General features: G+C 43.5%; 8 protein-coding genes, 25 tRNA genes, 3 rRNA genes and 1 riboswitch. All 36 genes read right to left on the bottom strand.

Annotated features, from left to right (window positions below):
• Positions 1-4 precede the first annotated feature (4 nt).
• The 36 genes from metK to G7081_RS02555 all read right to left on the bottom strand — a co-directional run bounded on the left by metK (position 5) and on the right by G7081_RS02555 (position 17,115).
• Positions 5-1,189: a methionine adenosyltransferase gene (metK, locus tag G7081_RS02730; RefSeq protein WP_166007165.1), complete on the bottom strand. Its 1,185-nt coding sequence runs from the start codon at positions 1,187-1,189 to the stop codon at positions 5-7.
• Positions 1,187-1,268, bottom strand: a riboswitch (SMK box riboswitch). It overlaps the preceding gene by 3 nt.
• Before the next feature lie 84 nt (positions 1,269-1,352).
• Positions 1,353-1,424, bottom strand: a tRNA-Glu gene (locus tag G7081_RS02725).
• A gap of 17 nt (positions 1,425-1,441) precedes the next feature.
• Positions 1,442-1,529: transfer RNA gene (locus tag G7081_RS02720), tRNA-Ser, on the bottom strand.
• A 13-nt stretch (positions 1,530-1,542) separates the two neighbouring features.
• Positions 1,543-1,616, bottom strand: a tRNA-Ile gene (locus G7081_RS02715).
• 29 nt (positions 1,617-1,645) lie between these two features.
• A tRNA-Gly gene (locus G7081_RS02710) sits at positions 1,646-1,716 on the bottom strand.
• A 14-nt stretch (positions 1,717-1,730) separates the two neighbouring features.
• A tRNA-Asp gene (locus G7081_RS02705) sits at positions 1,731-1,804 on the bottom strand.
• A 26-nt stretch (positions 1,805-1,830) separates the two neighbouring features.
• Positions 1,831-1,903, bottom strand: a tRNA-Met gene (locus tag G7081_RS02700).
• An 11-nt stretch (positions 1,904-1,914) separates the two neighbouring features.
• Positions 1,915-2,004 (bottom strand) — tRNA-Ser (locus G7081_RS02695).
• 12 nt (positions 2,005-2,016) lie between these two features.
• A tRNA-Glu gene (locus G7081_RS02690) sits at positions 2,017-2,088 on the bottom strand.
• 19 nt (positions 2,089-2,107) lie between these two features.
• Positions 2,108-2,181, bottom strand: a tRNA-Ile gene (locus tag G7081_RS02685).
• Between the two features lie 30 nt (positions 2,182-2,211).
• Positions 2,212-2,282, bottom strand: a tRNA-Gly gene (locus G7081_RS02680).
• A gap of 6 nt (positions 2,283-2,288) precedes the next feature.
• Positions 2,289-2,361: transfer RNA gene (locus tag G7081_RS02675), tRNA-Phe, on the bottom strand.
• A 15-nt stretch (positions 2,362-2,376) separates the two neighbouring features.
• Positions 2,377-2,450, bottom strand: a tRNA-Asp gene (locus G7081_RS02670).
• A 26-nt stretch (positions 2,451-2,476) separates the two neighbouring features.
• A tRNA-Met gene (locus tag G7081_RS02665) sits at positions 2,477-2,549 on the bottom strand.
• A gap of 11 nt (positions 2,550-2,560) precedes the next feature.
• Positions 2,561-2,650: transfer RNA gene (locus G7081_RS02660), tRNA-Ser, on the bottom strand.
• Positions 2,651-2,661: 11 nt separating this feature from the next.
• A tRNA-Ile gene (locus G7081_RS02655) sits at positions 2,662-2,735 on the bottom strand.
• 18 nt (positions 2,736-2,753) lie between these two features.
• Positions 2,754-2,827, bottom strand: a tRNA-Met gene (locus G7081_RS02650).
• A gap of 10 nt (positions 2,828-2,837) precedes the next feature.
• Positions 2,838-2,911 (bottom strand) — tRNA-Pro (locus G7081_RS02645).
• A gap of 12 nt (positions 2,912-2,923) precedes the next feature.
• A tRNA-Arg gene (locus G7081_RS02640) sits at positions 2,924-2,997 on the bottom strand.
• Between the two features lie 28 nt (positions 2,998-3,025).
• Positions 3,026-3,111 (bottom strand) — tRNA-Leu (locus G7081_RS02635).
• A 41-nt stretch (positions 3,112-3,152) separates the two neighbouring features.
• Positions 3,153-3,224: transfer RNA gene (locus G7081_RS02630), tRNA-Gly, on the bottom strand.
• Positions 3,225-3,227: 3 nt separating this feature from the next.
• Positions 3,228-3,303: transfer RNA gene (locus G7081_RS02625), tRNA-Thr, on the bottom strand.
• An 8-nt stretch (positions 3,304-3,311) separates the two neighbouring features.
• A tRNA-Leu gene (locus tag G7081_RS02620) sits at positions 3,312-3,393 on the bottom strand.
• A 12-nt stretch (positions 3,394-3,405) separates the two neighbouring features.
• Positions 3,406-3,478, bottom strand: a tRNA-Lys gene (locus tag G7081_RS02615).
• Between the two features lie 3 nt (positions 3,479-3,481).
• Positions 3,482-3,554: transfer RNA gene (locus G7081_RS02610), tRNA-Val, on the bottom strand.
• Positions 3,555-3,574: 20 nt separating this feature from the next.
• A 5S ribosomal RNA gene (gene rrf / locus G7081_RS02605) occupies positions 3,575-3,690 on the bottom strand.
• Between the two features lie 93 nt (positions 3,691-3,783).
• Positions 3,784-6,697, bottom strand: a 23S ribosomal RNA gene (locus tag G7081_RS02600).
• 211 nt (positions 6,698-6,908) lie between these two features.
• Positions 6,909-6,981, bottom strand: a tRNA-Ala gene (locus G7081_RS02595).
• 73 nt (positions 6,982-7,054) lie between these two features.
• Positions 7,055-8,613: ribosomal RNA gene (locus G7081_RS02590) — 16S ribosomal RNA — on the bottom strand.
• Together the 16S, 23S and 5S rRNA genes with 25 tRNA genes alongside form the textbook arrangement of a ribosomal RNA operon.
• Before the next feature lie 365 nt (positions 8,614-8,978).
• On the bottom strand, positions 8,979-10,487 hold the full coding sequence (gene lysS / locus G7081_RS02585) for a lysine--tRNA ligase (RefSeq protein WP_166007163.1): 1,509 nt from the start codon (positions 10,485-10,487) through the stop codon (positions 8,979-8,981).
• Positions 10,488-10,569: 82 nt separating this feature from the next.
• Positions 10,570-11,559, bottom strand: a complete 990-nt coding sequence (dusB, locus tag G7081_RS02580; protein ID WP_166007161.1) for a tRNA dihydrouridine synthase DusB — start codon at positions 11,557-11,559, stop codon at positions 10,570-10,572.
• A 16-nt stretch (positions 11,560-11,575) separates the two neighbouring features.
• The gene (gene hslO / locus G7081_RS02575; RefSeq protein WP_166007159.1) at positions 11,576-12,460 is read right to left on the bottom strand and encodes an Hsp33 family molecular chaperone HslO; all 885 of its coding nucleotides are present in this window, start codon (positions 12,458-12,460) and stop codon (positions 11,576-11,578) included.
• A gap of 81 nt (positions 12,461-12,541) precedes the next feature.
• Entirely contained in the window at positions 12,542-14,608 is a 2,067-nt protein-coding gene (gene ftsH, locus G7081_RS02570; RefSeq protein ID WP_166007157.1) for an ATP-dependent zinc metalloprotease FtsH, read from the bottom strand.
• A gap of 50 nt (positions 14,609-14,658) precedes the next feature.
• Positions 14,659-15,204: a hypoxanthine phosphoribosyltransferase gene (hpt, locus tag G7081_RS02565; protein WP_166007154.1), complete on the bottom strand. Its 546-nt coding sequence runs from the start codon at positions 15,202-15,204 to the stop codon at positions 14,659-14,661.
• Between the two features lie 23 nt (positions 15,205-15,227).
• Complete coding sequence (gene tilS, locus G7081_RS02560) at positions 15,228-16,601, bottom strand: tRNA lysidine(34) synthetase TilS (protein WP_166007152.1); 1,374 nt, start codon at positions 16,599-16,601, stop codon at positions 15,228-15,230.
• A 73-nt stretch (positions 16,602-16,674) separates the two neighbouring features.
• A complete protein-coding gene (locus G7081_RS02555) occupies positions 16,675-17,115 on the bottom strand; it encodes a S1 domain-containing RNA-binding protein (RefSeq protein ID WP_166007150.1) in 441 nt (146 codons plus the stop codon).
• Positions 17,116-17,121: the final 6 nt, after the last annotated feature.

Genomic DNA, 17,121 nt, shown 5'->3' with positions numbered 1-17,121 from the left:
TCTATTACTCTGCTAAACTCTCTTTTAAGGCATCAACTTTATCAGTCTTTTCCCAAGTGAAGTCTGCATCTGTACGACCAAAATGTCCATATGCTGCTGTTTTACGATAAACAGGTTTACGTAAATCCAACATGTCTATAATTCCAGCAGGACGTAAATCAAAATTCTTGCGAACCGCTTTAATAATCAAATCTTTATCTACTGTTTCTGTCCCAAATGTTTCAATCGAAATTGAAACTGGTTGTGCGACACCAATTGCATAAGCTAATTGCACCTCGCACTTACTTGCCCACCCTGCAGCAACAATATTCTTAGCAATATAACGTGCAGCATAACTTGCTGAACGGTCAACCTTTGTAGCATCCTTACCAGAAAATGCACCTCCACCGTGACGAGCATATCCACCATATGTGTCAACAATGATTTTACGACCTGTCAATCCTGAATCTCCTTGAGGTCCACCAATAACGAATCGTCCGGTTGGATTAATAAAATATTTTGTTTCTTCATCTAGCAGCTCTGAAGGAATCACATCTAAGATAACTTTATTCTTTATATCATTTTGAATTTGTTCAAGAGTAACATCTTCATCATGCTGACTACTAATAACTACAGTATCAACACGTAATGGTTTGCCATCTTCTGTATACTCAACTGTGACTTGTGATTTGGCATCTGGTCCTAAATACTCTAGTTTGCCAGACTTTCTAATGTCAGCTAACGCTTTTGTTAGTTTGTGGCTTAAAGAAATTGCCAATGGCATTAATTCCTCAGTTTCATCGCAAGCATAACCAAACATTAAACCTTGGTCTCCAGCACCGATATCTTTTTGATCTGATTCAGACCTTGATTCTAATGCCTCGTCAACTCCCAAGGCAATATCAACAGATTGTTCATCTAGTGCAACCATAACAGCACAGTTGTCACCATCAAAACCATACTTCCCTTTCGTATAACCAATTTCTTTGATTGTGTCACGAACTACTTTTTGGATATCAACATAAGCAGACGTTGTAATTTCTCCAAAGACTAAAACTAAACCAGTCGTAACAGAAGTTTCACAAGCTACACGAGCCATTGGATCCTGTTCCAACAATGCATCTAAAATCGCATCACTTATCTGATCTGCAACCTTATCTGGATGCCCCTCTGACACTGATTCTGATGTAAATAATAATTTTTCTTTCATTTCCTATTCCCCCTTCATATATTCGGTTACAAGGCATTTTTAGCTATCGCTAAATCCTATCGGGAATCTTGCACCTGTTTCAGTATAACAAAATCTTGTAGCAAAAGCACGATGAAAACGCAGACATAAACACATAAAAAAAAAGAGCATACGCTCTTAAAGATGACCCGTACGGGAATCGAACCCGTGATACCGCCGTGAAAGGGCGGTGTCTTAACCGCTTGACCAACGGGCCTATTTAATTAATAACTACGGAGAAGGAGGGATTTGAACCCTCGCGCCGCGTAAACGACCTACACCCTTAGCAGGGGCGCCTCTTCAGCCACTTGAGTACTTCCCCATATTTAAATCAATGGGCCTAAATGGACTCGAACCATCGACCTCACGCTTATCAGGCGTGCGCTCTAACCAGCTGAGCTATAGGCCCCAATGACATATGGTTTGCTTTAAAAGCAAAGCGGGTGAGGAGAATCGAACTCCCATCATTAGCTTGGAAGGCTAAGGTTTTACCACTAAACTACACCCGCAAATAAAAATAAAACGGTCTGGACGGGACTCGAACCCGCGACCTCCTGCGTGACAGGCAGGCATTCTAACCAGCTGAACTACCAAACCAAAAACCAATCTCAATCTCTTGAGAATTGCGGGAGCAGGACTTGAACCTGCGACCTTCGGGTTATGAGCCCGACGAGCTGCCAACTGCTCCATCCCGCGATATTATAAAAAGGAGGATAAGGGATTCGAACCCTTGCGTGCTTTTACACACCTGACGGTTTTCAAGACCGTTCCCTTCAGCCGGACTTGGGTAATCCTCCAAAAGTAGTACATGACCCGTACGGGAATCGAACCCGTGATACCGCCGTGAAAGGGCGGTGTCTTAACCGCTTGACCAACGGGCCTTATTTAAAAAGATATTAATGGGCCTAAATGGACTCGAACCATCGACCTCACGCTTATCAGGCGTGCGCTCTAACCAGCTGAGCTATAGGCCCTAATAATATATAGGTTTGCTTTAAAAGCAAAGCGGGTGAGGAGAATCGAACTCCCATCATTAGCTTGGAAGGCTAAGGTTTTACCACTAAACTACACCCGCTAAAAATGGCTTGAGACAGAATCGAACTGCCGACACCTTGAGCTTCAATCAAGTGCTCTACCAACTGAGCTATCAAGCCAACTAAATAAATCAACGGTCTGGACGGGACTCGAACCCGCGACCTCCTGCGTGACAGGCAGGCATTCTAACCAGCTGAACTACCAAACCAAAAACCAATCTCAATCTCTTGAGAATTGCGGGAGCAGGACTTGAACCTGCGACCTTCGGGTTATGAGCCCGACGAGCTGCCAACTGCTCCATCCCGCGATATTATAAAAAGGAGGATAAGGGATTCGAACCCTTGCGTGCTTTTACACACCTGACGGTTTTCAAGACCGTTCCCTTCAGCCGGACTTGGGTAATCCTCCAAAATAAAAAATGGACCTTGTAGGACTCGAACCTACGACCGAACGGTTATGAGCCGTTTGCTCTAACCAACTGAGCTAAAGGTCCAAGCTCTGATATTGCTAATCGCGGCAGAGGGGATCGAACCCCCGACCTCCCGGGTATGAACCGGACGCTCTAGCCAGCTGAGCTACGCCGCGAAGATAATAATCGGGAAGACAGGATTCGAACCTGCGACACCTTGGTCCCAAACCAAGTACTCTACCAAGCTGAGCTACTTCCCGCAATTATTATAATGCACCCAAGAGGAGTCGAACCTCTAACCGCCTGATTCGTAGTCAGGTACTCTATCCAATTGAGCTATGGGTACAAGTGATTTGATCTTAATCAAACACTAATGCCGAGGACCGGAATCGAACCGGTACGGTGATTACTCACCGCAGGATTTTAAGTCCTGTGCGTCTGCCAGTTCCGCCACCCCGGCTGGAATTAACTACTGGCTTTTTTGCTTCTTTCAAAACAAAAAGCGGAAGACGGGGTTCGAACCCGCGACCCCCACCTTGGCAAGGTGATGTTCTACCACTGAACTACTTCCGCTAATGGTGCCGGCTAAAGGAGTTGAACCCTCGACCCTCTGATTACAAATCAGATGCTCTACCAACTGAGCTAAGCCGGCTAGATAAATGCGGGTGAAGGGACTTGAACCCCCACGCCGTTAGGCGCTAGATCCTAAATCTAGTGCGTCTGCCAATTCCGCCACACCCGCAAATTTCTTTAATGACCCGTACTGGGCTCGAACCAGTGACCCTCTGATTAAAAGTCAGATGCTCTACCAACTGAGCTAACGAGTCATATGGAGGTTAACGGGATCGAACCGCTGACCCTCTGCTTGTAAGGCAGATGCTCTCCCAGCTGAGCTAAACCTCCATGGGATAAAATAATACTAAGCGTGGCAACGTCCTACTCTCACAGGGGGAAACCCCCAACTACCATCGGCGCTAAGAAGCTTAACTACTGTGTTCGGCATGGGAACAGGTGTATCCTTCTTGCTATCGCCACCACACTTGTGATGTATTATTTTCTTTTGAGTAATTGCTCACTCAAAACTGGATAGTAAAGTTTAATCAAAACATTCCTTGAATCCTACGTTTTATTCTTGGTTAAGTCCTCGACCGATTAGTACTAGTCCGCTCCATACATCACTGTACTTCCACTTCTAGCCTATCTACCTGATCGTCTCTCAGGGGTCTTACTTTCCGAAGAAATGGGAAATCTCATCTTGAGGGGGGCTTCACGCTTAGATGCTTTCAGCGTTTATCCCGTCCACACGTAGCTACCCAGCAATGCCCTTGGCAGAACAACTGGTACACCAGCGGTGTGTCCATCCCGGTCCTCTCGTACTAAGGACAGCTCCTCTCAAATTTCCTACGCCCGCGACGGATAGGGACCGAACTGTCTCACGACGTTCTGAACCCAGCTCGCGTGCCGCTTTAATGGGCGAACAGCCCAACCCTTGGGACCGACTACAGCCCCAGGATGCGACGAGCCGACATCGAGGTGCCAAACCTCCCCGTCGATGTGGACTCTTGGGGGAGATAAGCCTGTTATCCCCAGGGTAGCTTTTATCCGTTGAGCGATGGCCCTTCCATGCGGAACCACCGGATCACTAAGTCCGTCTTTCGACCCTGCTCGACTTGTAGGTCTCGCAGTCAAGCTCGCTTATGCCTTTGCACTCTACGAATGATTTCCAACCATTCTGAGCGAACCTTTGAGCGCCTCCGTTACTCTTTAGGAGGCGACCGCCCCAGTCAAACTGCCCATCTGACACTGTCTCCCACCACGATTAGTGGTGCGGGTTAGAATGGCCATAACACAAGGGTAGTATCCCACCAACGCCTCAACCAACACTAGCGTGCTGGCATCTAAGGCTCCTACCTATCCTGTACATGTGTCACAGACATTCAATATCAAACTACAGTAAAGCTCCATGGGGTCTTTCCGTCCTGTCGCGGGTAACCTGCATCTTCACAGGTACTAAAATTTCACCGAGTCTCTCGTTGAGACAGTGCCCAAATCGTTACGCCTTTCGTGCGGGTCGGAACTTACCCGACAAGGAATTTCGCTACCTTAGGACCGTTATAGTTACGGCCGCCGTTTACTGGGGCTTCAATTCTGAGCTTCGCCGAAGCTAACCCATCCTCTTAACCTTCCAGCACCGGGCAGGCGTCAGCCCCTATACGTCATCTTTCGATTTTGCAGAGACCTGTGTTTTTGATAAACAGTCGCTTGGGCCTATTCACTGCGGCTGGTCCGGAGACCAGCACCCCTTCTCCCGAAGTTACGGGGTCATTTTGCCGAGTTCCTTAACGAGAGTTCGCTCGCTCACCTTAGGCTACTCGCCTCGACTACCTGTGTCGGTTTGCGGTACGGGCAGTAATCATCTAACTAGAAGCTTTTCTTGGCAGTGTGACATCGGAAACTTCGGTACTTAATTTCCCTCCCCATCACAACTTGTTCTTAAAAGAGTAAGCATTTGACTCACCCTAAAACTCATTGCTTGGCCGTGCACTTCCATTCGCACGGATTTCTTAGCCTACTGCGTCCCTCCATTGGTCAAACAATAATTACTGGTACAGGAATATCAACCTGTTGTCCATCGCCTACGCCTATCGGCCTCGGCTTAGGTCCCGACTAACCCTGGGAGGACGAGCCTTCCCCAGGAAACCTTAGTCATACGGTGGACAGGATTCTCACCTGTCTTTCGCTACTCATACCGGCATTCTCACTTCTAAGCGCTCCAGTAGTCCTCACGATCTACCTTCAACGCCCTTAGAACGCTCTCCTACCAATGCACCTAATGGTGCACTCCACAGCTTCGGTAATATGTTTAGCCCCGGTACATTTTCGGCGCAGGGTCACTCGACTAGTGAGCTATTACGCACTCTTTAAATGGTGGCTGCTTCTAAGCCAACATCCTAGTTGTTTATGCAACCCCACATCCTTTTCCACTTAACATATATTTTGGGACCTTAGCTGGTGGTCTGGGCTGTTTCCCTTTCGACTACGGATCTTATCACTCGCAGTCTGACTCCCGGATATGAATATATGGCATTCGGAGTTTATCTGAATTCGGTAACCCGAGATGGGCCCCTAGTCCAAACAGTGGCTCTACCTCCACAATTCTTAATCCGAGGCTAGCCCTAAAGCTATTTCGGAGAGAACCAGCTATCTCCAAGTTCGATTGGAATTTCTCCGCTACCCACAGCTCATCCCCGCACTTTTCAACGTACGTGGGTTCGGTCCTCCAGTGCGTTTTACCGCACCTTCAACCTGGCCATGGGTAGATCACATGGTTTCGGGTCTACGACAACATACTCATTCGCCCTATTCAGACTCGCTTTCGCTACGGCTCCGACTCTTCATCTTAACCTCGCATGCTATCGTAACTCGCCGGTTCATTCTACAAAAGGCACGCTATCACCCATTAACGGGCTTTAACTTGTTGTAGGCACACGGTTTCAGGATCTATTTCACTCCCCTCCCGGGGTGCTTTTCACCTTTCCCTCACGGTACTGGTTCACTATCGGTCACTAGAGAGTATTTAGCCTTGCGGGATGGTCCCCGCGGATTCCGACGGAATTTCTCGTGTTCCGCCGTACTCAGGATACTCATAGGTGTGCAGTCCATTTCGCCTACGGGGCTTTTACCCACTACGGCTGACCTTTCCAGGTCGATTCGACTATCAACTACAGCTACCATATTTGAGTCCTACAACCCCAAGAAGCAAGCTTCTTGGTTTGGGCTCTTACCGTTTCGCTCGCCGCTACTAAGGTAATCGAATTTTCTTTCTCTTCCTGCAGGTACTTAGATGTTTCAGTTCTCTGCGTCTCACCTCATATACCTATGTATTCAGTATATGATGACAGCCTATAACAGCTGCCGGGTTTCCCCATTCGGAAATCTCTGGATCATAGCTTACTTACAGCTCCCCAAAGCATATCGGAGTTAGTCCCGTCCTTCATCGTCTTCTAGTGCCAAGGCATCCACCGTGCGCCCTTATTAACTTAACCTATGTTGCTAACAATGATGTTAGACTTTCAGTTTCCACTCTGTAGCGATACAGGCTCCACTGATCCTTTAAACAGCGTTTTGAACTTTGTTTAAAAACTCTTATGAATAGCACTAAAGTACTATCACAACGCGGTGTTCTCGGTTTGTTTTGATTAATTTCTTTAACTATCCAGTTTTCAATGAGCAAATGTTGACAACCAACGTTGTCAATGGAGCCTAGCGGGATCGAACCGCTGACCTCCTGCGTGCAAAGCAGGCGCTCTCCCATCTGAGCTAAGGCCCCTAATTTTAAGAGTAGACCTCTCAAAACTGAGCAAAGTAAGAACGAACCTGTAGGATTCCGTTATATTCCTTAGAAAGGAGGTGATCCAGCCGCACCTTCCGATACGGCTACCTTGTTACGACTTCACCCCAATCATCTATCCCACCTTAGGCGGCTGGCTCCAAAAGGTTACCTCACCGACTTCGGGTGTTACAAACTCTCGTGGTGTGACGGGCGGTGTGTACAAGGCCCGGGAACGTATTCACCGCGGCGTTCTGATCCGCGATTACTAGCGATTCCGGCTTCATGTAGGCGAGTTGCAGCCTACAATCCGAACTGAGAATGGCTTTAAGAGATTAGCTTGGCCTCGCGACCTTGCGACTCGTTGTACCATCCATTGTAGCACGTGTGTAGCCCAGGTCATAAGGGGCATGATGATTTGACGTCATCCCCACCTTCCTCCGGTTTGTCACCGGCAGTCTCGCTAGAGTGCCCAACTTAATGATGGCAACTAACAATAGGGGTTGCGCTCGTTGCGGGACTTAACCCAACATCTCACGACACGAGCTGACGACAACCATGCACCACCTGTCACTTTGTCCCCGAAGGGAAAGCTCTATCTCTAGAGTGGTCAAAGGATGTCAAGACCTGGTAAGGTTCTTCGCGTTGCTTCGAATTAAACCACATGCTCCACCGCTTGTGCGGGCCCCCGTCAATTCCTTTGAGTTTCAACCTTGCGGTCGTACTCCCCAGGCGGAGTGCTTAATGCGTTAACTGCAGCACTGAAGGGCGGAAACCCTCCAACACTTAGCACTCATCGTTTACGGCGTGGACTACCAGGGTATCTAATCCTGTTTGCTCCCCACGCTTTCGAGCCTCAGCGTCAGTTACAGACCAGAGAGTCGCCTTCGCCACTGGTGTTCCTCCATATATCTACGCATTTCACCGCTACACATGGAATTCCACTCTCCTCTTCTGCACTCAAGTTCCCCAGTTTCCAATGACCCTCCCCGGTTGAGCCGGGGGCTTTCACATCAGACTTAAAGAACCGCCTGCGCTCGCTTTACGCCCAATAAATCCGGACAACGCTTGCCACCTACGTATTACCGCGGCTGCTGGCACGTAGTTAGCCGTGGCTTTCTGGTTAGATACCGTCAAGGCGGGAACAGTTACTCTCCCACTTGTTCTTCTCTAACAACAGAGTTTTACGATCCGAAAACCTTCTTCACTCACGCGGCGTTGCTCGGTCAGACTTTCGTCCATTGCCGAAGATTCCCTACTGCTGCCTCCCGTAGGAGTCTGGGCCGTGTCTCAGTCCCAGTGTGGCCGATCACCCTCTCAGGTCGGCTATGCATCACGGTCTTGGTGAGCCATTACCTCACCAACTAACTAATGCAGCGCGGGTCCATCCTTCAGTGACACCGTAAAGCGTCTTTCATAGTTTCACCATGCGGTGAAACCAATTATGCGGTATTAGCATCTGTTTCCAAATGTTATCCCCCGCTGAAGGGCAGGTTACCCACGTGTTACTCACCCGTCCGCCACTCTTCTCATATGAACTGGTGCAAGCACCGGTTCGGAGAAGCGTTCGACTTGCATGTATTAGGCACGCCGCCAGCGTTCGTCCTGAGCCAGGATCAAACTCTCAATAAAAGTTTTGATTGTTTCTTACGAAACAGCTCATTTGTTGTTTGCTAGCGAATGTTACTTCACTTACGTTTTTATAAAAAACGTTAAAATTTAGTTTGTCGTCTCAACTAATGAGAACAACATCCTACACGTTTGGTTCGTCTTACTTTGTTCAGTTTTCAAAGGTCTATTCTGTCGTTCAGGCTGTGCCTTAGCGACTTAATCATAATAACAAGATTAGTTGACTCTGTCAACAAAATATTTATAAAAAATTTTATTTTATTTTTCTATCTACCTTTATATGAACTTTCTATATGAAACAGACTTGAAAACAAGCTTTTTACGCATTATAAAATATAAAAAGCAACCAAAAAATGGTTGCTTTTTATTTATCTCATTGTAGGGAATAATAAAACATCGCGAATTGATTGAGAATTTGTTAACAACATCACTAGGCGATCGATTCCGATACCCAAACCACCCGTTGGTGGCATACCATATTCTAGCGCTTCGATAAAGTCGTTATCAACCCCATGGGCTTCATCATTACCAAGATCTTTTTCACGAGCCTGGGCTTCAAAGCGTTCTCTTTGATCAATCGGGTCGTTCAACTCAGTGAAGGCATTACCATATTCTTTACCTACGATAAACACTTCAAAACGGTCAGTGAAACGTCCATCTTCAGGATTCTTCTTAGATAATGGAGAAACTGATGTTGGATGTCCATAAATAAATGTCGGTTGAACTAACGTATCTTCAACAAACTCTTCAAAGAACTCATTTACAACATGACCAAAATCCATATGTTTTTCAACATGTACGTTATGCTCTTTTGCAATTGAACGAGCTTCTTCATCTGTCATTTCTTGCCAGAAATCAACACCTGTTTTCTCTTTTATTGCATCAACCATATGAATTCGTGCCCACTTACCACCTAAATCGATAGTTTGTTCACCGTATTCGACAGTTAGGCTATTATTCACTTTTTCAGCAACATGTTGAATGATCCCTTCCGTCAGGTCCATGATATCTCTGTAATCGGCATACGCAGTATAAACTTCCATCATTGTAAATTCAGGATTATGCGTTGTATCAATTCCTTCGTTACGGAATACACGGCCAATTTCATATACTTTTTCCATTCCACCAACGATTAATCGTTTCAAATGTAATTCTAAGGCAATACGTAAGTACAATTCCATATCCAAAGCATTATGATGAGTGATGAACGGACGAGCTGCAGCTCCACCAGCCATATTATGTAATGTTGGTGTCTCAACTTCTAAATAACCGTTATCATTTAAATAGTTGCGCATCTCTTTGATAATTTGACTACGCTTAACAAATGTATCAAAACTTTCACGATTACTAATCAAATCTAAATAACGCTGACGGTAACGTTGTTCAACATTCTGCAAGCCATGATATTTATCAGGTAACGGACGTAAAGCTTTCGTCAAGAAAGTTAAGCTTGTTGGTTTAATTGTCAACTCACCCATATCTGTTTTCATAATTGTCCCAGTCACGCCGATAAAGTCACCTAAATCCGCTTGTTTGAATAATTCGTACTCTTCTTCTCCAACTGCATCTTTACGTACATAAACTTGAATTTGTCCTTCGCGATCTTGCAAATGAGCAAATCCAACTTTACCTTTACCACGTTTAGTCATCATACGACCCGCTACCGTCGCAGTTAATTCTTTTTCTGCCAGTTCTTCTTTTGATAACTCGCCATACGCCTCAACTAATTCTTTCGAATTATGAGTTCTTTCAAATCGTTGGCCAAACGGGTCCAAACCTTCAGCTTGCATCGCTGCCATTTTTTCACGTCTAACAATCAATTGGTCATTCATTTCTTGTTGCGCATTTACTTCCTCAGTCACTTGGTTTTCCTCCATCCATTAATACATCTTCTTCTGTCTATAATGCCATAACAAAAGCGAAAAAGGCAAGGAGAAAATGCCCTCACCCGCTTATCCGCTATCTATGAATGGACTTCGTTTCAATCATATCGACAAAACCATCTAATATCTCAATCATTTCAGCTTGTGTCGTCGCTAAGTTAACCGCTACTTTCGTTTTAGCTGCACGAGGAATTCCTTTCAAATAATATGCCGCATGTTGTCTAAATTCACGCGCCGCAATCATTTCGCCTTTCAGATCCACTAAACGTTGCAAGTGGATTTTAGCTGTGGCTATTTTTTCCCTTGGTGTTGGTTCAGGCAATAATTCTCCCGTTTCAAGATAGTGTTTTGTTTGATAAATCATCCACGGATTTCCCAAAGCCGCACGCCCAATCATCACACCATCAACGCCTACTTCGTCTAACATACGTTTAGCATCTTGCGGAGTACGTACATCACCGTTACCCATAAACGGAATCGTCAATTGCTCTTGAACATCGCGAAGAATATCCCAATTAGCTTTTCCTTCATACATTTGAACACGAGTCCGACCGTGCATAGCTAATGCAGCTGCCCCGGCTTTTTCTGCTGCCAACGCATTCTGAATAGCGAACAAATGGTCATCATCCCATCCCGTTCTCATTTTTACCGTTACAGGAACATCTACAGCAGATGATACAGCTTCTACCATTTCGTAAACTTTGTCAGGGTCAAGCAACCACTTTGCTCCAGCTTCTGCTTTGATCACTTTGTTAACTGGGCACCCCATATTAATATCAATAATAGCTGCATCTGTATTCTCTTCAACAAACTTAGCAGCTTCTACTAATGTATCTTTCCCGCCACCCATAATTTGAACGCTCAACGGGTATTCATTATCTTCGATATGAAGCATTTCCAAAGTTTTTTTATTACGAAACTGAATCCCTTTATCACTGATCATTTCACAGACAACTAACCCCGCACCAAACTCTTTAACAGTCACACGAAAAGCAGCATTACTAATACCCGCCATCGGTGCAACCACCACTGGATTAGGAATCTCTATATCTCCAATTTTCCACATAAAAATGTTTCCCCTTTTATTTAGTAGTCATTTCATTTATTAAATCGTTTAATTCCACTTCTGTAAACTGATATTTATTATTACAGAAATGACACACAGCTTCCGCCCCATGGTCCTCTCCAGCCATCTCTCTTAACTCAGATTCACCTAAAGAAATCAAAGCAGCCGAAAACTTCTCTTTCGAGCAATCACATTTGAATTGTACTGGCATTTTATCAAGAATTTTAACGTTTTCTTCACCTAACAAACGATTCAAAATCATTTCTGGCGATTCACCTTCCTCGATCAAACGAGATACAAACGGGATTTCTTTGATTCTTTCTTCTATAGTAGAAATCGTTTCTTCAGTCGCACCCGGCATCACTTGTATCATAAATCCACCTGCTGCTTTAACAGAATCGTCCGTATCAACTAAAACACTTAGACCAACAGCCGACGGAACTTGTTCTGAATTAGCTAAATAATAGGTGAAATCTTCACCTAATTCTCCCGAAACAAGTGGCACTTGTCCGGAAAATGCTTCTTTCAAACCCAAATCTTTCGTAACGCTCAGACTCCCAGTTGTACCGACAGCCCCTCGAACATCTATCTTACCTACAGCATTTAGAGGAATGGCAACTTGAGGATTTTGCATATACCCCTTAACATCTCCACGACCGTTAGCTCCTACAATAATTTGACCAGCAGGGCCATCTCCTTGAATACGAACTGTAATTGTATCCTCGCCTTTATTCATCGCGCCTAACATTATCGAACCCACCATAGTACGCCCTAAAGCCGCTGTTGCCGTGTTCCACGAATCATGTCTTTTTTGTGCTTCTCCAACTGCTTTTGTTGCATTAACCGCAAACGCTCTAATTTGACCATCAAAACAGATGGCTTTAAGCAAATGATCTTCCATTATAACTGTCACCTTACTTCATTATATTTTTAAAATAAAAGTGGGTTGCAATTGCAACCCACTTCCCCTACACGAAACAGATTAATCTTCTGTTGATGTTTGTTCTACATTTTTTGTATCATCTGAAACAATTCCTTCATTACGTTTAGGAACTTCAGAAACCTCAGTTGCTTCAGCATCTTTTTCTTCTAACGATTTTTTAGATTCTTCAAAAGATTTTGCTTCTTCATCTTTCGCTTCATTTTCGATGACATCAGCAGGCATTTCACCTGTTTCAAATAACGATTTGATACTACGCGCATCTAACGTTTCAAACTCAAGTAATTTTTCTGCAATTAATTTGTGGGTATCTTTGTGTTCTTCAATAATTTCACGAGCCTTCTCATGGGCTTCACTTAAAATTGCACGAACTTCTTGATCGATTTCATAAGCAACTTGATCAGAGAACGCTTTTGATTGACCATAATCACGGCCGACAAACACTTGGTGATTCCCTTCGTATTGAACTGGTCCTAATTTTTCACTCATCCCATATTCAGTAACCATACTACGAGCTAAACCAGTTGCTTGTTCGAAGTCATTGCTAGCTCCAGTTGTTTGTACGCCAAAAGTAATTTCTTCAGCTGTACGTCCACCTAACAAACCAACAATGCGTTCAAACATTTCATTACGAGTAATCAAGAATTGATCCTCTTTAGGAAGAGCAATCATGTAACCACCCGCTCGACCACGGGGAACAATCGTTACTTTATGAACTGTATTAGCATCATCAAGAACTAATCCACAAATCGTGTGACCCGCTTCATGGTAAGCTACCAATTCACGTTGGCGTTGGCTAATAACTCGATCTTTCTTAGCCGGACCAGCAATAACACGGTCTTGTGCTTCATCGATATCTGAAGCATCGATTACTTTTTTATTACGACGAGCCGCTACTAAAGCTGCTTCATTTAAAACATTTTCTAAATCAGCACCCGCAAAACCTGGTGTTTGTTGTGCAACAACTTTTAAATCAACCTCAGGATCAAACGGTTTATTTTTAGCGTGTACTTTCAAAATAGCTTCCCGACCTTTAACATCCGGACGACCAACTAAAATCTGACGGTCAAAACGACCTGGACGAAGTAACGCAGGGTCCAATACATCAGAACGGTTAGTGGCAGCGATAACGATCACACCTTCATTACCACCGAAACCATCCATTTCAACTAATAGTTGGTTTAAAGTTTGTTCACGTTCATCATGTCCGCCACCCATTCCGGCACCACGTTGACGACCAACAGCATCAATTTCATCAATGAAAATGATTGATGGCGCTGTTTTCTTAGCATTTTCAAACAAGTCACGAACACGGCTCGCACCAACACCGACAAACATTTCGACGAAATCAGAACCTGAAATCGAGTAGAACGGAACACCCGCTTCACCCGCAACTGCTTTAGCTAATAACGTTTTACCTGTTCCGGGAGGGCCCTCAAGTAGCACACCCGCTGGAATTCGTGCGCCCAACGCTGCAAATCGACGAGGATCTTTTAAGAACTCAACTACTTCAACTAATTCTTGTTTCTCTTCTTCTGCACCTGCAACATCAGAGAAGCGAACTTTTGAAGCACTCTTATCTGCTTCTTTAGCTTTAGACTTACCGAAGTTCATCACTCCGCGTCCGCCACCACCTTGTTGACCTTGACTCATCATCATGAATAAGAAGAAGCCCATTAAAATGATAGGTAAGAACGAAAGTAACGCCCCTAACCACATCCCATTGCTTGATTCTTCTTTAATATGCACTTTTGTTTTTGAACTTTCTGCATTTTTAGTAATCTCAGCTAAAGTTGCGTCGTTCGGCAAAACAAGCGTTGTAAATCGATCGTTCGGCATTGCTGTGGAACCGAAGATAGCCAGTCCTTTATCCTCGACTTTTTGCTTATCGAAGAATGTACCCGAAATACGATAGGCACCACTAACCGGCTCAATCGTTAACTCTTTAATCTTTTCTCCCTTTAACTCTTCAGAAAACTTAGAGTAATTGATTTCTGACCCTGGGTTTTTGTTGTCACCAAAAACAAAAAACACAACCATCGCCATTGCTAGAACAAGCAAGAAATAATACATTGGATTTTTGTTTTTGTTTGTCTTCATTTTATTCATAAATGCCTCCCTTAAAAGTTGTTACTTCTCAGAACTAAACCTAACTACGTTTAGTTATTTTCATAAATTTCTGGTTTTAATACTCCTACAAAAGGAAGGTTACGATATTGCTCTTGATAATCCAAACCATACCCAACAATAAATTCATTCGGAACCAAATAACCGAAATAATCCGGTTCAATATCAACGACACGCCCCTCTGGTTTGTCGAATAACGTCACAAGTTTAACAGACTTAGCTTGACGATATTTAAATAAATCAACTAAATACTTCAATGTGCGACCACTATCAATGATATCTTCAACGATTAAAATATCACGTCCAGCCACATTCGTATCTAAATCTTTGACAATCTTAACTTCACCTGATGAAACCATTGCATTTCCATAGCTAGAAACATCCATAAAGTCCATTTCTAAACGAACATCTACTTCTTTAACTAAATCAGCCATAAAAGGAACTGCACCTTTTAAAATCCCGATAACAAGAGGTTCTTTTCCTGCGAAATCAGCTGTAATTTTTTTACCTAATTTTTTTGTCACTTCTGCAATTTCTTCTTGAGAATAAAAAACGCGTTCGATATCTTTTTCTAGCATAATGCTCCCCTTCCGACTGTTGCTTATTCTTCTGAGAAATAAGTCAACCTGTAATGTATTTTATCAGTTTCTGAGCCAATACTCAAATAACTTTCCTCGCCTAAAAAAAGACTTAATATTTCTTTCTTATTATCTATCAAAACTAGAAAATCAGAGCGTCTTTCTCGGGGTATTTTCTTATCTATTAGTATCCGACTCACTTTTTTACGTTGACCTTCTTGATTGAATACTATTCGATCGCCATGCTGCCAATTTCTGACAACCAACGGAAACTGTTCCTTTTTCAACTCCAATTCAAATTCGTGATCCCCTTTTGCACAAGCCTCGCTATCTGCAATGCTTGAAATTATTAATTTACCATTCGGAAGACCAATGCTTTCAACCTTCGAAGTTATCAACACATTAACCGGGGGCATGTCAGATGCTTTCACTTTAGTTAAACTGGCAATCCCATAACTCTTAATAAATTGCCAATCATTTTCTAAGTCGACCCTTCCGTTAGGTCGGTGGCTGGCTAACATTTTTTCGATAGCTTCTACTTGCCTATCAGTAACCCGACTTCCTGATTCAATCAGCGCATCTTGAAAAAGAGACTCTAACACAAAATGCCTCTCTGATTCTGCTAGAGTTAAAAAACTTACCAAATCGATTTCCCATCCCATTTCTTTTTCTGAAATAACCTTTTCTGAAATAACCTCTATATGCTTATCAATAATATCCGCAGCGAATGTTACTTCTTTAGAGAACTTCGCCATTTGATTTAAAAACCTAGGGTTCTCGTCCAAAAAAGACGGAACAATTTTATGCCGCATACGATTTCTTTTATATCGGGTATCTGTATTGGTCGTATCCTCAAAGTATTTTAGATGATTGGCTTCAGCGTAAATGTATAACTGATTTTTAGTAAAATCCAACATAGGTCTAACAACCAACATACCATCCAGTTCATTTCGACCTTTAATACCGACTAAGTTTTTAAACCGACTGCCGGAAGTCAGCTTCATTAATATTGTTTCCGCCAAATCATTTTTATGATGCCCTGTCACCAAAACAGGACTAGGGTAGCTATCATAAACTTTTTTAAAAAAGTCATATCGAACTTTTCTGGCTTGAGATTCTATATTTTTCTTCGGTTTGGGACCAACCCAGACGTCTGAAACAAACTCCAACCCCTTATTTTCGCAGTAATTTTTCAACCACTTTTCTTCTTCATCAGATTCAGGTCTCAACTTATGATTAAAATGTGCCACGACAACTTTTTTATTTGTTTGGTCAGCGTACTCTCGAGATAAATCCAACAAAACTATTGAATCTACTCCACCAGACACAGCAACTATTATTGTTTCAACAGGTTGAACTACCAACATCGCACAACGTTTATTGAATTCAGCATTCACTCGATTTCCTCCTCGCTAACTTTTATTTTATAAAACAAAAAAGGATAAGTTTCCTTACCCTTCCAAGACTTTTTTAATTGCGTCTGCCTCCGCGGCCTCCGCGTTTACCTTCGGTATTACGTTTTAAAGATGTCAAACGATCGTCACTATCTTTCAAGAACGATGACATCAATGAATCAAAATCATTTTTCTTTGGCGCCGCAGGTGTGACTGGTTTTTTAAATTCTTTACGTTGCGGACGAACAAATTCTTTTTTAGGTGCTCGCTCAGGAACTTCTTCGCCAGAGGCTCTGCGAATTGATAAGCCAATTTTGCCGTCAGTCCCCACTGACATAACTTTCACATCAACTGTTTCCCCAACTTTTAAAACCTCGTTAATGTCCTTAATATAATTATTTGACACTTCACTAATATGGACTAAACCTGTTTTCCCTTCGCCCAAATCAATAAATGCTCCGAAATTTGTAATCCCTGAAATTTTACCGCTAATTTTCGCCCCTACTTCAACTGACATAAAAAA

This window comes from Vagococcus coleopterorum (assembly GCF_011303955.1).
GTDB classification, from domain to species: domain Bacteria; phylum Bacillota; class Bacilli; order Lactobacillales; family Vagococcaceae; genus Vagococcus_D; species Vagococcus_D coleopterorum.
Note: the sequence above shows the minus strand (reverse complement) of the source record. Positions and strands in the feature narration are given on the sequence as shown.